Origin of the sequence: Pseudovibrio denitrificans JCM 12308, from assembly GCF_001310815.1 — a bacterium.
Lineage (GTDB): Bacteria > Pseudomonadota > Alphaproteobacteria > Rhizobiales > Stappiaceae > Pseudovibrio > Pseudovibrio denitrificans.
Window position 1 is genome coordinate 18,144 of the sequence record NZ_BAZK01000021.1, and the last position, 14,787, is coordinate 32,930.

At 50.8% G+C, this 14,787-nt stretch carries 12 protein-coding genes and 2 pseudogenes; all 14 read right to left on the bottom strand.

Annotation, left to right across the window (positions count from 1 at the left end):
- Position 1: 1 nt before the first annotated feature.
- The 14 genes and pseudogenes from JCM12308_RS21795 to JCM12308_RS30810 all read right to left on the bottom strand — a co-directional run bounded on the left by JCM12308_RS21795 (position 2) and on the right by JCM12308_RS30810 (position 14,782).
- Positions 2–1,393 (bottom strand): FAD-dependent oxidoreductase, encoded by a 1,392-nt coding sequence (locus JCM12308_RS21795; protein WP_054785076.1) that lies wholly within the window; start codon positions 1,391–1,393, stop codon positions 2–4.
- A pseudogene (locus JCM12308_RS21800) lies at positions 1,377–2,194 on the bottom strand (FTR1 family iron permease). The gene JCM12308_RS21795 and the pseudogene JCM12308_RS21800 overlap by 17 nt, the downstream one beginning before the upstream one ends.
- 88 nt (positions 2,195–2,282) lie before the next feature.
- On the bottom strand, positions 2,283–3,083 hold the full coding sequence (locus JCM12308_RS30785; protein ID WP_208978852.1) for a hypothetical protein: 801 nt from the start codon (positions 3,081–3,083) through the stop codon (positions 2,283–2,285).
- Positions 3,055–4,035, bottom strand: coding sequence for a multiheme c-type cytochrome (locus JCM12308_RS30790; RefSeq protein WP_208978853.1), 981 nt, complete (start codon positions 4,033–4,035; stop codon positions 3,055–3,057). Before JCM12308_RS30790 ends, JCM12308_RS30785 begins: the two co-directional genes overlap by 29 nt.
- A 49-nt stretch (positions 4,036–4,084) precedes the next feature.
- Positions 4,085–5,287 (bottom strand): YncE family protein, encoded by a 1,203-nt coding sequence (locus tag JCM12308_RS30795; protein ID WP_208978854.1) that lies wholly within the window; start codon positions 5,285–5,287, stop codon positions 4,085–4,087.
- Positions 5,284–5,598, bottom strand: a complete 315-nt coding sequence (locus JCM12308_RS30800; protein WP_208978855.1) for a hypothetical protein — start codon at positions 5,596–5,598, stop codon at positions 5,284–5,286. The genes JCM12308_RS30795 and JCM12308_RS30800 overlap by 4 nt, the downstream gene beginning before the upstream one ends.
- A 143-nt stretch (positions 5,599–5,741) precedes the next feature.
- On the bottom strand, positions 5,742–7,163 hold the full coding sequence (locus JCM12308_RS21810) for a hypothetical protein (protein WP_208978856.1): 1,422 nt from the start codon (positions 7,161–7,163) through the stop codon (positions 5,742–5,744).
- 86 nt (positions 7,164–7,249) lie between these two features.
- Complete coding sequence (locus tag JCM12308_RS30805) at positions 7,250–7,774, bottom strand: hypothetical protein (RefSeq protein ID WP_208978857.1); 525 nt, start codon at positions 7,772–7,774, stop codon at positions 7,250–7,252.
- A gap of 327 nt (positions 7,775–8,101) precedes the next feature.
- A complete protein-coding gene (locus JCM12308_RS21815) occupies positions 8,102–8,860 on the bottom strand; it encodes an iron ABC transporter ATP-binding protein (RefSeq protein WP_054785077.1) in 759 nt (252 codons plus the stop codon).
- Positions 8,857–9,816 carry an iron chelate uptake ABC transporter family permease subunit gene (locus tag JCM12308_RS21820; protein WP_054785078.1) on the bottom strand — a complete coding sequence of 320 codons (960 nt, stop codon included), beginning with the start codon at positions 9,814–9,816 and terminating at the stop codon, positions 8,857–8,859. Before JCM12308_RS21820 ends, JCM12308_RS21815 begins: the two co-directional genes overlap by 4 nt.
- A pseudogene (locus JCM12308_RS21825) lies at positions 9,791–10,743 on the bottom strand (ABC transporter permease). The gene JCM12308_RS21820 and the pseudogene JCM12308_RS21825 overlap by 26 nt, the downstream one beginning before the upstream one ends.
- A 59-nt stretch (positions 10,744–10,802) precedes the next feature.
- The gene (locus JCM12308_RS21830; protein WP_054785079.1) at positions 10,803–11,711 is read right to left on the bottom strand and encodes a siderophore ABC transporter substrate-binding protein; all 909 of its coding nucleotides are present in this window, start codon (positions 11,709–11,711) and stop codon (positions 10,803–10,805) included.
- Between the two features lie 151 nt (positions 11,712–11,862).
- Positions 11,863–13,422 (bottom strand): alpha/beta hydrolase-fold protein, encoded by a 1,560-nt coding sequence (locus JCM12308_RS21835; protein WP_208978858.1) that lies wholly within the window; start codon positions 13,420–13,422, stop codon positions 11,863–11,865.
- 106 nt (positions 13,423–13,528) lie between these two features.
- Positions 13,529–14,782, bottom strand: a complete 1,254-nt coding sequence (locus tag JCM12308_RS30810) for a TonB-dependent receptor domain-containing protein (protein WP_208978859.1) — start codon at positions 14,780–14,782, stop codon at positions 13,529–13,531.
- Positions 14,783–14,787: the final 5 nt, after the last annotated feature.

Here is a 14,787-nt window from a genome sequence, read left to right on the forward strand (position 1 = left end):
CCTAGGCGACACTTTCCGTTTCAATCACGGTTCGCTCGCTGCGGTGTTCATAAATCGTTGTACGGTTGTTCTCGCCGTCAATCAGCACATTTGCAGCCATCTGGCCCATCTCCATAGAGGTGTCCGTGAAGATGTAACGGAAAGTGCCTTGCCGGCCACACTGAATTAGATTGTCGAACTGATTGAGGTGAGCAATTGCTCTGGCTCTTTTTGCTTCATAGCCAACAGACATCAAAGGATAGGCTTGGCTCTGATAAGTCGAGAAATACTCCCCTGTCGCCGCTGCGCTATCAACGCCGAGCTTGTTCAGAACTTCGCAAACCTTGGCGAACATCTGCTCGTTGTCCATGTCCCAGAGCGGACTACCTGGATCACATGGGATTTCAAGCATAGCCGAGGTATGTCCCTCAGGCACCATGAAGGGTGAACGTCTCTTAGGTTCTTGTAGACGGGTAGCTATGATGTCAGGATCAGAGAGGTACTGCCAGGTGCAATCAGACAGGTTGTCCATTTCCAATGGCATATTGAAGAACCGTAGGCCTCTGAACGAAAGATCGCACTCTCCGCCTGTCAGGTTGACCATGTAAGGAAGCGAGAGTGTAGAGAGCACCGCATCAGCGGAGTAAGAGTTGCCGCCAGCCTTTACAGCTTTGATGAACCCGCCTTCATAATCAAAACCATCTACGGGTGCGTCATAGATGATCTTTCCGCCCAGTTCTTCAACCTTCTGCGCCATGCGCTCAAAGATTATGCCAAACCCATACTTGGGATAGCGATAGCTTCTGGCATAGGTGCGTGGTGTATCCCTGCCAACAGGCAGTAGGCGTTTTGCAACATCCTTCAGATCCAACAGACTGATCCGCTGCCCTGCCCAATCAGCTGAAAGCTCTGTCGGGTCAATGCCCCAAAGCTTGGCCGTATATCCTTCAAAGAAGTTTTTATAGAGCGTCTTGCCAAATCTGCTGGTGATCCAGGTCGCAAAATTGTCGTCATTCGGCTTGCTAAACGGTAAGGCCGCCAGATCCTTTAGGGCACCGGCCAGCAAGGATGCTGGAGCTGTTTTGAGGATATTACCCATCGCCAACGGGTAATCATAGGTACGGCCCTGAAAGCGGATGACACTTTTACGCTGACTAGTGAGCAACTCATCACCGACGAGGTCCTCCACCAACTGCAACAGTTCTGCATTGTGGGTGATGAAGCGGTGACCACCGTAATCAAAGCGATAAGTTCCGTAGCGCCCTTCGAAAGTGGTTGTTCCACTCTGACCACCCTCTTTGGCAGCTTTTTCAAGCACAGTGACTTGAATACCGGCTTCCAGCAGACGCAGTGCGGCTGTCAGGCCAGCTGGGCCCGCCCCCAGCACCAAAACATGATCAGGCCTTTTGAGCATAGCCGCGGCTCCAGAAATTCAGGAATAGTCCAAGATAAAGCGCCCAGCTTGTAAACTGGATCATCGTTGGAGATGCGTTATAGCCGAACAAGGCGCGCATGAAAGTGCCAAAGGTGCCCTGATCATCAAGAATGAACGATATATTGAAGATCTGCTCCACAACAATCGGAACCACATCAATCGCTTGCAGCATATTGATAGCAGAAGAAAACAACCCGGCCGCGATGATGATGATCAACAAGCTAGTGTACTTAAAGAACGGAGCGATTGGAACCTGACGCGTACCACGCATCATGGCCCAGACCAGAACAATCGACGCAATCAGACCGATGGAGGCACCAATCAGGCCGTTCTCCAGCGTCACACCCTGCCCTGAATACATAAGAGCGGAGAAGAACAGAACGGTCTCAAAGCCCTCGCGCAGCACAGCAATGAACGCCAGAAACACCATGCCCCACAGGTTGCCAGAGGAGATATGAAACTCAAGCTGCTTTTTGACATGATCAACCTGTGCTTTGGCCTGTCTATGCATCCAGATGGCCATGTAGCTGAGCACAAGCGTAGCAAACAGCAGGATGAAGATCATCAGAAGGTGCTGATAGTGTTCATTGGAGAACTGATCGATCACCACCTGGAAGACAAAGGCAAGACCAAGAGAAACGATGAGCCTAAAATGACGCCCAGATAAACGTACTTATTGAAGTGCCGAACACCCAGTTTATGCATATATGACAGGATGATACCGACCAGTAGGAATGCTTCCAGACCTTCGCGGAAAGTGATCAGAAAACTAGCAAACATTATGGCTGCTCCAGTGTTTCGTTTAGTTCAGCCATAACAACAGCTTCAGGGTTTGGCAGGTCAGGGTAGGATTGACGAACGGCATCCGTCACCCATTGTGGTAGATGCGGAACATCATCTTCACATCAACGCTGAGTGGATACGAAACACCTTCTGGCAGAGCAAAGGTCTCATCCCGATAGCCATCCGCTGGGATCTTGGTGTCCTTGATCATCTTTTCATAACGCCAGAACAGCAGACCAACAGGATTGCCATCCTTGTCACCAAAGACCTTCTGGAACATACGGGCATCGGCTGGCACAACGCCTTTAGCATCCATTTTCCCGTCTTCCAGAATGATGGTTCCATTGGCGTCTTTGACCGTCACATCCAGCCAAAGCTGACGGAAGTCAGCCACACCGGTTGGCAAAGCGTGCCCTGCCCCAACATTCTTGACGCGAACAACCAGCTGGCCATCGTCATCAATACGACTTTCAAGTTCGGCCGCAGTTCGCAGCAACTCGATACTCATGTCTGCAAGTTTTTTGTTGCGCAGGCCAACGAGGTGATGATTGGCACCCGTGAACTGGTGCGTCACCACATTGTCTTTAACTTTGCCACCATCCGTAGAGATGCCTTGAACGTTCTCACCGATCTTCTGAACATCCGCCATCATGTGGCAACTGATGCAGGTTCGGTTTTTAGAAGGATCATCCGGGTTGTTGTAGGAGGACTTCTCCCACTCTCCATAGGTGTTCACAATCACACTGCCTGTGCCCGGAGCTACCTCGTTGTGGCACGTGCTGCACAGCGCAGAATCCTTGTAAAACGGCTGAGAGTAAGACTTGGCATGTACTTCCGGCTTGGCGTTGATCTGGCGGTTACCAACAGTGTAGCAGCGTATTGTCATTATCTTCGAATATGTATTTCTCTCTGTCCTTCACATTCACAGTGAAGCTAGCGTTGGTGCCTGCTGTTCTGCCCATGGCCGCTTCAATGCGTGTGATGCGGTGACAGAACAGGCAACCGGTGCCTTCATCAGAATCCGGAGTGCCGTCTTCGAGCGCTTTGAAAAGGCTTGCTCCGCCTTTTTCAAACATGTGCCCTTCCTGAGGAACGGCCTTTGGTTCCGTAAACTGCTCTTGCGGTTCATGGCAACCAAGGCACCATTTGCCGAACTCTTTACCCTCAGTCTGTTCAGCAACAGACTTCACGACCATGAAGTACGGGTTGGACTCCCCCATCAGGCGGTGATTTGAGTCAGCCCATTGCTCGAACATATCTGAGTGACAGGAGGCACATGCGGCGGAGTTCACCCAGTCCTTTTCGTGCAGAACCTTACGATCATCATCCAACCGGACCCAACTCGCGCCCAGAGGAAGGTTGCCACGCGACGTTATAAAGGCCTGCAGCGCTTCCATGTCGCGTTTAACAGGTTCGGTAGGCTCATCCGGGTTGATCTGCAGTGCGCCATCGCGATCGTCGTGGCCCATCCCGCCTTGTGTTCTCTGCATAATACGCAGGTAGTCGCTGACAAAATTACCTGAAATCATGTGTTTCAGATTGTCGTGGCCAATAACGGATCTGTCGAACTTTTTGGTCGGCGTGGAACGGTAAAGATAACCGTTGGTGAAGTTAAAACCGTCCACATGGCAACTCTGACAACTCATCCAGAAATCACCTGTGGTCGGCGTCAGCTTGGCATCATCTGTGTTGCCGCTATTAAAGAGCGTTTTGCCTCGACGAAGCTTGGGCTCAACGGGGTCCTTCGTCACAAGGCGCACAGACGGTTTGTCACTCAATGCAACTCTGGCAAACGGACCATCACCACCACGCTTCAGTTCAACCAGATCAAGCGTCATCGCATTTTGCACGAAAATGTCTTGCCCTGAGACCACAAGACCGCGCGGGTTATCGCCTGGGATATGGCGGAAAATTTGTGTAACTTTTGCCCACCTGATTGAGTTTGCCTTTCCGGCGCGCGCGACGTTTTTTCTTGCTGGTCAGTGCAGTTCTGCGTGTCAGATCGAAAACCATAAGGTCTTCACTGCCCGCCAGTGTTACATAGACCTTTTTGCCATCTTCAGAAAACTCAGCATCATGAGGGTTGGAAACAATGCGAGTGCGATTGTTGGTGTCGACGATGTTGATCTGTTTGAACAGATGCTTACGGCGCTCAGCAACTTCTTTTTCCTGCCCCCGCTCGAGGCTCAGCAGTGAAACACTCGGGAATACAGTAGACTGAAACTGAAACGGATGATCGAAGTTCCAAAGAACGTGAGGCAGCCACGCTTCTTTCTCATCCGGGCTCACCGCGATATCATCCAGAATGCGTGGAACGCCTTGAGAAACGGCTTCATCGCTGTCCTGCGTTTCAGCAAGAGCAATGATCTTGAGCAGTTTCAGTTTTGCGCCAGCAGTGTCCCAAATGGATACTTTACCAACCATCGCATGAGTAACAATCAGGCGGCCATCATTCAACAGCGCGAGACCGCGCGGCGTTTCTTCACTCTCGACTGCCTGAAGAACACCACGGTTGGGATCAATCGCAATAAGCTTGTGTGCTTCGAATAGAGACACCCAATAAACATCATTTGCCTTGTCATAGACGATCCCAAACGGGCGGTAATCTGTTTTGAACTCGGAAAGCACCTTGTTGGTCTTCAGATCAACAAAGACCACACGGTCGCCTGTGTAATCAGTTAGGCCAACAACATTGCGCTGACCATCCAGCGCAACACGGCGAACTTCTCCACCAACTGTAATTTCGTGGAGCAAAAGGTTGGAGCTGCGTTCAAGAACAGACACGCTGCCTGCATCAAAATTGGCAGAAATCAGCTTTGTTCCATCCTTATTGAGTATAAGGGAGCCACTTTCAACGGAAGCATAAGCTGGCACCATGAGTGCCACCAGCGCCAGTAGAAATGGAAAGATCCAAGCTGCAACCTTGACCATGGAATAGCGTTTGGCGTGATGGAATACCAATATGGATACAGGAAGCGCTGGCAACAGGTGCAACCAATAAGCCAGCTGCCCTAACACATTGCCTCTATTACCAAAAAACGCGAGATATATGCCGCTCAGCACCAATAAGGCCAGCACAATCTCAATCATCTGCCTGTTCTGCGCAAAAACGGACGACCGTTGCGCTTGATAAGATCACGATGAGAAAACCAAAATGGAAGAACGAACAAGGGAAAGATAATGAGGGAAACAACAAAGTGGACGGCAAGCGTGGGCTGAATGAGTTGCCACGGGAGACCAACCACATCCCACAGCATCAATCCGCTGATAGTGAGGAAGTAAAGCACGAACTCAGCATGTTTGCTTTTGTAACCAAGACGCTTCCAAAACACTGCTATTGCGCCGGGTTGTGCTGGCTTAGGTCCGTTTGCAGGTACACTATTTTTGCTTGCATCATCCATGAGTACGGATCGATTCTTTTGTAGGATTATTGGTTTTGTTGTCTCTATAGCTAAATGCGAATGCTTCGCATTTGACTTAAGTTAACAAGCAGAAGAAGCCGGGATGTTTTACACCCCGGCTGTCGTGATCTTCGGTAAACTACTTATTTTACAGCAGAAACCTTGACCTTACCGGCCATCACCATAGCTGTACCAGCCTGCACGACCTGAGGAACGCCATCTGCATCAGTGTCGATATCCTCACTGCCTGCAACCACGTTCTCACCACTGTCGCCAAGCCACTCCGACAACTGCATGCCTTCGTTCACATTGCGGCCATTGATGACAGTGCGGAACCAGCTCTCATAACGTCCAGTCAGGCTTGCCAGATCCAGCAGAGGCTCGCTTTCACCTTCACTGTTGCGCAGGATCAGCATTGCACTGCGCAGGCCCGCGCTGATTGCAGCGGCAGTGTATGGTGTATGCTCAGTTGGCTGACCCGGAACAGCAGCATAGGTGCCAATCGCCTTGTCATACATCTTCGCTTCAATGGTCAGGAACAACTTGCGCGCTGCCTCTTTGTAAGCTTCATCCTTGGTCGCGAGGAATGCTGAGGTCAGGCCATGAACAACTGCAAACTGAGTGCCGAGGCTTTGCCCAGCTTGTGCACCTTTTCCAATCTCAAAGCCATCAACGGCCAGACCGTTATCAGCAATCAGGTTCTTCAGGATAAAGTCTGCCTGTGCTTTGATCAGCTCCAGAGCGCGCTTACCACGTGCAGTATCAAGGCTTTCACCGGCATCAGCTGAAGCGTAACCAACCGCCAGAGCATCCTGAGAACGCTGGAAGATATTCAGCGCCTGCAAAGCGTATGCTGCATCGTAGGTAGTAACTATAGCGCCCTGCTTGCCATCATAAAGGTCGACCAGAGTGCCTGCTTCTTTGTTGAAGTGAAGCGCATCAAGGTTTTTGAAGGTTGCGTTGGTCAGAACACTGGCCGCAGAGAAGACATCGTCAGAAGCGACGTCATTCATTGGATCATTGTCTTTGTTCAGATCAGCAGCTGCTGCAAACGGAGCACCATCAAACACCGCAAGGAACGCAGGGTTCTGGTTGGTGTTCACTGTACGTTGATCACTGTACGCGTAGATCTCAGCCAAAGGCCACAGCATCAGCCATGTATCACGCAGAGTAGAAGCGCCGTCGATCACCTTCAAAGAGCCAATTGCTTTAACAGTATTCTCGGTCTTTTCGGTCACTGCCACTTTACGAGGGAACCAGATTGGACCGTTTGCAGGATTATAGGACGCTGTCAGCTTCACACCCAGCATCTTGCCATCATAGCCAAACTGATCGCGCAGTGTGACCAGACGATCATTGATCATTTCAGTCAGGATAACGCCGTTAAAGCCATCTGCGGTGGAAACGCCAAGTGCATGTATGCCGTCCTGATCCATGACAGCGCTTTCAGCTTCGACCTCCAGATCATCAGCAATGGTGTGCATGCCGCCCATGAAGTCCTGCGCCCACATCACGTCCTTCAGCATGATACCGGCAGCAGCACCCGGGTTGAAGGATTTGTCCATGCCCTCTTCCTTCCACGCAAGCGATGCGTAGTCGCGGAAGTAAGCAGGAATGTCGACCTTTACGATCTTGGACTTTCCATGCGCATTCAGGATCTCTGCTTCATCACCAGAAACAACAGAGGTGTCGACAGCCTGCCCAAACTCAGGAAGAGCTGAGATGTATGGAAGGTAATCGGATACATGTTGAGCGGGATTTCTTCTGCCGGGAAAGCAACGGAGCCAGCCAGCTCAATCACGCGCTTGCCAAGACTTTCCAGAGAACCACCACGTGCTTTGTTCAATGGTCCGTTGACGATATGCGGGCCCATTTTGGACTGGTAGTTCACCGCATACATTGCTTCTTCAGAGTACTCGTAGCTTTCGATGCCGGCTGCGTAATCAAAAGCAGTTGGCTGGTTAACGAGGTTTGGATCCAGAACATCAAGATCCAGACCAAGGCCCTCAGCCAATGGTTCTCCGGAAAGTTCGAATTCGGTGTATGCCAGGAAGCCGCCTGCCGGATCAAAGACCTTGTCGAGAACCTCGACTTTTACCTCAGGAGAACCAGCCAGTGCTGCGGAGCTGATTGCCACTGCGGATGCGAATGATAGAAGTGCTGTTTTGTTCAACATGCTTTAACTCGGAATCTCTTTATGAGGATATGGCCCAACATGAGCAAACCTCCCCTATCCCCCTCCAACGCGCCGAACCAACCAGGGCAAAACTGATCGCTTCCCGCAATTGAGAATGATTTGCAATCCGAGAAATATGGAAGAGACTTCCTATCGCAAATGACAAAAGTCAAATATGAGTTAAATAATCAGGATTTTGAATTACTCAAAAATACAATACGTTATATGGATTAGTGACTACATTACATATCTTCAAGATCACTGCATTTCACAGAACCAAAAATCAAATCAGCACTTTAAATCCTGACTGAGTTGTCACCTAACACCCTACAAATGATGTAGTGCAACAAGCTGCCCCTCGTGTTGGGTTACTGTGATTTCCATGGAGTAAAGTGACTTCAGGGCCTGGGTTTCCAGAACGTCATGTGGAGTTCCATGGATGGCGAGTCCTCCGTTTTTTAGGGCTATGATTTCGTTGGCGTAGGCGCCTGCGTAGTTGATGTCGTGGAGGACGATGACGAAGGAGCGTTGGCGGGCGTCGGCAATTTCTCGCAAGCGTTTCATGAGGCTACGGGCGTAGTACATATCGAGATTGTTCAGGGGCTCGTCGAGCAGCAGGTACTTGGTTTCCTGACAGAATGCCATGGCCACGAGCGCGCGCTGCTTTTGACCGCCAGAAACTTCATCAATGAACCTGTCCGCCATATCCTGAAGATCAAAATAATCGAGGGCTTCGTCTACGGCTTTGTGATCTTTTGCAGTTGGCCGTCCTTTGTGGTGAGGGTAGCGACCAAAACCGACCAGATCCCTCAGGGACATGCGGCTGCTCAAGGCATTGTCTTGCCGCAGGATTGCGAGTGTCTTGGCTAGTTCTCTGGTTGGTGTCTGAGCGACGGATTGTCCGTCAAAGGAGATAGAGCCGGTTTGAAGTGGTTGAAGGCGGGCCATGAGGGAGAGCAGCGTTGACTTCCCTGCCCCGTTTGGACCAATCAGAGCTGTAATACCGCTGTCCTGAATGGTGAGCGAGATATCGCTCAGGATCTTGCTCTTTCCATACCTATGAGAAACGCCAGTTATTTCAATCATTTCATTTTCCCTCGGAAAAGAAGCAGTAGGAAGAGAAGGCCGCCAAAGAACTCTACGGTTACGCTGAGCGTGGATTGGCTCTTCAGAATGCGTTCAAAGGCAGTCTGGCCAGTCACAAGAATGATCGCTGCGATCAAAACGGATGCAGGGAGAAGAATGCTGTGGCGATGCGTGTTCATAATGAAATGAGCCAGGCTGGTGACCAGCAAGCCGAAGAAGGCTACGGGCCCAACCAGAGCGGTTGAGACCGATACAAGCGTTGCGACCAGAACAAGAACGAGAAAGCTTGTCCGCTCATAGTTGACACCAAGGTTGATGGCATTGTTGCGTCCCAGTGCAATGACATCGAGAGTATGTCTGAGACGCCAAATCACGATACAACAACCAGATACCAGCAGAATGCTGACTCCCAATAGTTCCTTATCAACACTGGAGAACTGCGCGAAACTGGCACCTTGCAGGATGGCGAAGTCATTCGGGTCGATAATGCGCTGAAGAAAGCCTGAGAGACTGCGGAAGAGCACACCAAAGATGATGCCGACCAACACCATGCGGTGGAGGTCCTGCTTTCCTTTACCCATGATTGTTGTGAAGAGAAGTGTTGCCGCAAAGAGCATGACACCCACTTCTGCAAGAAACTTCAGCTGTCCATCCAAAGCCACGTAGGTAAAGCCGCCAAGCGTGAAGACCAGCAGTGTTTGTACGAGCAGATAAAGAGAGTCGAATCCCATGATGGATGGGGTCAGGATGCGGTTTCCGCTGATGGTTTGGAACAGCAGTGTTGCAACGGAGATGGCGACCGAAACCAGCAATAATGCGAGGAGCTTGGTGCCACGGAACACCAAAAGGAAGCTCCAGCTGCCCTTGGCGCCAATGGTCATGAACGCGATGCAGGCCAATGCAAGCAACACGCCCATAATGATGAGCTTTTTAGCGTGCATGGGCTGGTCTCGCATAAAGCAGATACAGGAAAACAAAGGAGCCAATCACGCCCAGAACTGTGCCCACTGGAATTTCATAGGGAAAATGAATAAGTCGGCCAATCAGATCGCAGGTCAGCACGAGTAATGCACCGAGAACAGCCACCCAGGGCAAGCTCGCCCGCAGGTTATCTCCCATCATGCGCCTTGCAATGTTGGGCACGACCAGCCCGACAAACGGGATCATGCCGACAGTTACGACGATCAGAGACGTTGAGAGCGCCAGAATAAACAGACCAAGGATAACCACTTGTTTGTAGTTAAGACCCAGATTGATGCTGGCGTCTTTGCCCATGCCGATGATGGTGAACTGGTCGGCTACGATGTAAGTCAGTATTGCCAGAACCCCGCAGAGCCAAAGCAGTTCATAGCGGCCGCGCAGGATGCCTGAGAACTCGCCGCTCATCCATGTGCCCTGAAACTGGAGCATATCTGTCTGGAAGGCGATAAAGACGGTCAAGGCCTCCACAATGCCGGCGAAGATCAATCCAACAAGCGGCACAAGCAGAGGCGACGTCACAGGTAGTCGGGAGATCATTGCCAGAAAAACTGCCATTCCGATCATGGCAGTTGCAGCAGCCACAATCATCTTTACGATTAGAGGCTCGCCGGATAAAGCAATGTGACCAATAAGATACCGAGAGCTGCACTTTGAGCCGTTCCGACGCTGGATGGCTCAACAAAGCTGTTGCGTGCAAGCATTTGCATGACGGCGCCTGAGACCGCAAGCGATGCGCCAGTCAAAACCACGGCCAGTGTCCGTGGGATTCGGCTGATGAGAAAGAGGTCGGTATTTTGTGGGTCTTGCCACCAATCTGTGATGGAGACTTCCTGAACACCTACAAACAGGCTGAAGCAGCAAAGAGCGAACAGAGCGACGATGGCAACGCCGATGTTTTTCATGGGGCACCGAGAGAAAGGCTAGAGCTGAGCAACGTTTGCCCAGCTCCTGGCTATAGTGATTATTTATTAAAGGCTTCGATCAGCTGCTCGAAGATGCGTGTGGTGGCCTGATAGCCGCCTTGAGCAATGTAGGTTGCAGCTGGATCAAGATAGATCACCTGCCCCTTCTTCCAGGCTGTTGTGGAGGTCACCAGTTCATTATCCAGAACCTGACGTGCATTTTCAGCATCGCTGCCGATTGCTGTTGCGCGATCCATAACCAGTAGCCAATCCGGATTTGCCTTCTGGATGTATTCGAAGGAAATGGCTTCGCCGTGGGAGGCAACTGCAATTTCGGCCATTGCTGGCTCGATTTCCAGTTCATCGTGGAACCAGCCGAAACGTGATCCCGGACCAAAAACAGAAACCTTTGGACCGTTGGTCAGAACAAAGAGCGCCTTGCCCTTGCCTTTAACCGCTGCTTTCACTTCATTCAGCAACTCATTGTATTTGCTTGTAAGTTCGGCAGCTTCTTTCTGCTTGTTGAAGACTTTGCCGTAAGCTTCCAGATGAGCAAGCAGCGTCTGGGACACCTCGGAGGCACTTGGGGTCATATCGATGGTTGGTGCAAGCTCAGAGAGTGGTTTCGCCTGCTTGCTAGAACGGCCACCAACAATGATCAGCTCTGGTTCCAGAGCGTTGATGGCTTCGAAATCCGGCTCAAAAAGGGTGCCGATGACTTCAGCATTGGACTGTACGCCATCCAGATAATCAACGTACATTTTGTTGACCACGCCTGCAGGCTGCACGCCCAAGGCGTTCAGGTTGTCAACTGCGCCAATATCAAACACGACAAGGTTTTTGGGTGTTACAGTGACGTTGGCTTTGCCTGTTGCAGTGGTAATTTCTACCTGATCAGCAAGGGCTGGAGACGCGGCCATTGCGAGGCAAGCCAATGCAGCTACAGACCTTTTAACACGATGAAACATGTCTAACTCCGTTGGATAGATGTCTCATGGCTTGGCCGCAGCCTGGCTGTTGAGCTTTGTCTCTATCTAAAATCAAAACTAAAAGTTGTCCAACAATACCTGAGGGTTACACTCAGATTTTTATACAGGTGCATCTAAGTGTGATGTATGGCTACTTTCTTGCGGCGTTTCCAAGCAGGTGAATGAGGCCATCACTGAGGATGGTTTGCCATGAAAACAGATCATGTCCAGCAGCATATGTTTTCATCTGAACTGGATAGCCTTTTGCCATCAGGACATCTCTAAGATGTTGATTGGAATAAAGGATACCGCGGTCTCTACCGCCGACTCCCTTCTCAAACAGCCCTGCACTCAGGAAAAATGCGATGTCCTGCTTTGGCTTGCTTGCAATGAGTTTGGCAACATAGTTCTCATCCCCTTCCTCTGAATACCAATAGGAGCCGGACATGGAGAGGACGTTTCCAAACTGCTGCGGATAGCGAAGGGCAACAGTGCTTGAAGCAAGACCGCCGTAGCTGGAGCCAGCCAAAATGGTTCTATCCGGTGATGAAGACGTCCCTAACTGCTCTTCCACAAACGGGAGGAGAGTTTTGGCCATAAACTGCGCAAAATCCGCATTGTTCGGCAGTTCACTGGACCGTGCTTTACCATCTATATGAGAGATGAAAACTGCAGCGAGTGGCGGGATTACGCCTTCCTCAACCATGTTATCCAGAATGACTGGGACTGAGATGCGACCGTTGTAATGCTCTGCATCGAACATCAGCAGAAGCGGCGCAGTTTCTTTTGATATCTCGTAGCCTACCGAGCGGTAGATCCAGATATTACGTTTATTTTCAAGGAGCTGGCTCTCTATCACGTGTTTGGCCAGAGAGCCTTTTGCGGCGCCATTTTCTTGTATAAAACGACCTTTATCGGCTTCTGGCAAAAGAACCGTAGAGTGTTGATTATATGGATCAATTGCGTCTGCAGGCCATGGATTTTTGTTGAATGGGTCCGCAGATAAAGTTGCAAGGATTGCTCTGCGGCGTTCCGTCCATGAGCCAGTAATCTGAGGAACGTCCTTTGCCAACTGATAGGACAATCGGGTTGTGTTGGGCACAACAAATGACTTGAACCAGACATCGCTGGTGCCAAGTCTTTCCAGTTCTTCGTGATTGCTGGTTGGGGCGCCTAACAAACGGACGGCGTTTTTTGCGTCTTTGGCCAGAAACGTCAGGATGCTGTTACCATCGCCTTGATCTTCAATGAGAGGTGTACCGGTTTCCGCCACATCCAACCAGAAATCATCGGAAGTACCACCAGTTTTCAGGTGCACAGCCAGTTTTGCAATGCGTGGGCTAAGGTATTCTTTTTGTGAGGAAACTTGCTCGCTGGCAGCTACCTTTCTCAAAACAGAAAGCGTGAACCGGCCTGTCTGAACAGCAGAAACTTTAAGATCCATCGGTTGCTCTCCGGCAACCAAAAGATATGGCGCTCTGCCGATGTTCTCGGAGATGAAGCGGCGTATGTGTTTGCCGGTTGTTCTTTCAACGCTGTCCAGATGAAAACTTCCGGATTGGGAGGACCAGCCGAGCTGAATGTAATCCCCCGGATCTGCCTGCAACTCAAACAACAGCTCCTGGCCCTGTTGAAGAGACACAGCTTCTGCTGCTGTTTCGGGGCTGAGGGAACGCGCTGCACTGCTCGGCACGACACTTTGTGAAATCATAAGAACCAACAGGCCTAGAAGAGTTTTCCTGAATGAAAACATGATGGTACGCCTTTACACGAAAAGGTGGGCGACACCCACCTTCCCGTTTCAATATGCCAATCCGTTAGAAACGTGTGGTGCCGGAGATGAAGTAGCGGCGGCCATCGATGTTGAACTCATCCCAGTCCGTTTTGAGGATCTGATTATCTGCGATGTTCAGGACACCTGCCCGGAGAGTGAAGTTCTCGTTCACATCATACCGACCTGTAAAATCTGCGGTGACATAACCATCAACTTTGCGGGCGTAAGTCATATCTCCATTGGCAGGTACTGAGGTGTACTGTTCGCCTACATAGTTGGCAGACAAGGCAAAACTCAGCTTTTCGTTAAAGGCGTAGTCCAGCTTGATGTTGGCAGAGTGTTCTGGCTGGAACGCCAGTGGAGCGTCGTTAGCGCTGGTGTTTTTTGCATCCAGATAGGTGTAGTTGGCGGAGACTGTCAGCTCATCGATTGGACGGACAGTCAGGTTCGCCTCTATCCCCATTGTACGGGCTTCTTCAATGTTCTCAAACTTGAAGATCGGCTTACCGTCAGAGGTCAATCCAACGTAGTTGGAGTATGTCTGAGCTACAGCTACATCAGCGGTTCGGGCTGGTGGAAATTGGATCATGTCTTTGATTGTGTTATGGAAACCTGTCAGGCCAGCACTCCACTTTGCCTGATCATATTTAAAGCCGACCTCGAAGCTGCTGCCAACTTCCGGGTTCAGATCTTCAGCGCCCTCCAGAAAACAATCCCCGCCACAGGAGACTTGTTTCCAGTTTGGAGACAACTGCAGAAGCGTTGGAGCTTTGAAGGACGAGGACCAGCCGCCTTTGAATGTGAGTGCGTCGGTGAAGTGGTAGACGCCGTAAACGCGAGGGCTGGCGTTCCAGCCAAATTTTTCGTGTTTGTCGAGGCGGCCGCCGAGGGTGAGCTCGAAACTATCTGTGATTTCAAGGCGATCTTCGATGAAGGCTGCGGCTTGCCAGATGGAGCTGTCAGAGCCGCCTTCGCCTGTCAGAACGAACTTATCTTCGAGGGATTGATGTTGATAAGTCGCGCCCACGGTGAGGAAGTTTGGCACGAGCAGATCAGCGTCAAAATTGACTTTACCATCTCCTGTGAAGTTGTAGGCGGTGTTCGGCATGTCTTCACCAGCGGCGTTGCCGTGTCCATAGGAGTTCTCGATCCGGTCCCCGAAAGCACGCAGTTCGGTCTCACCAAACTCGTAGGAGCCGTGGTGGGTTATGCCCCCAGAAACCCGGTCCAGTGTTGTCTTGTCGTGTGTGCGTTTGCTGTAACCTGCGTTAAAATCGAGAGAATTTTCCTCATTCACATCCC

What these genes read in the sequence shown, in the direction of transcription:
- JCM12308_RS21795 (WP_054785076.1), bottom strand. Translation starts at nt 1,393, where the DNA reads ATGCTCAAAAGGCCTGATCATGTTTTGGTGCTGGGGGCGGGCCCAGCT.
- JCM12308_RS30785 (WP_208978852.1), bottom strand. Translation starts at nt 3,083, where the DNA reads ATGACAATACGCTGCTACACTGTTGGTAACCGCCAGATCAACGCCAAG.
- JCM12308_RS30790 (WP_208978853.1), bottom strand. Translation starts at nt 4,035, where the DNA reads ATGACGCTTGATCTGGTTGAACTGAAGCGTGGTGGTGATGGTCCGTTT.
- JCM12308_RS30795 (WP_208978854.1), bottom strand. Translation starts at nt 5,287, where the DNA reads ATGATTGAGATTGTGCTGGCCTTATTGGTGCTGAGCGGCATATATCTC.
- JCM12308_RS30800 (WP_208978855.1), bottom strand. Translation starts at nt 5,598, where the DNA reads ATGGATGATGCAAGCAAAAATAGTGTACCTGCAAACGGACCTAAGCCA.
- JCM12308_RS21810 (WP_208978856.1), bottom strand. Translation starts at nt 7,163, where the DNA reads ATGGACAAATCCTTCAACCCGGGTGCTGCTGCCGGTATCATGCTGAAG.
- JCM12308_RS30805 (WP_208978857.1), bottom strand. Translation starts at nt 7,774, where the DNA reads ATGTTGAACAAAACAGCACTTCTATCATTCGCATCCGCAGTGGCAATC.
- JCM12308_RS21815 (WP_054785077.1), bottom strand. Translation starts at nt 8,860, where the DNA reads ATGATTGAAATAACTGGCGTTTCTCATAGGTATGGAAAGAGCAAGATC.
- JCM12308_RS21820 (WP_054785078.1), bottom strand. Translation starts at nt 9,816, where the DNA reads ATGCGAGACCAGCCCATGCACGCTAAAAAGCTCATCATTATGGGCGTG.
- JCM12308_RS21830 (WP_054785079.1), bottom strand. Translation starts at nt 11,711, where the DNA reads ATGTTTCATCGTGTTAAAAGGTCTGTAGCTGCATTGGCTTGCCTCGCA.
- JCM12308_RS21835 (WP_208978858.1), bottom strand. Translation starts at nt 13,422, where the DNA reads ATGATTTCACAAAGTGTCGTGCCGAGCAGTGCAGCGCGTTCCCTCAGC.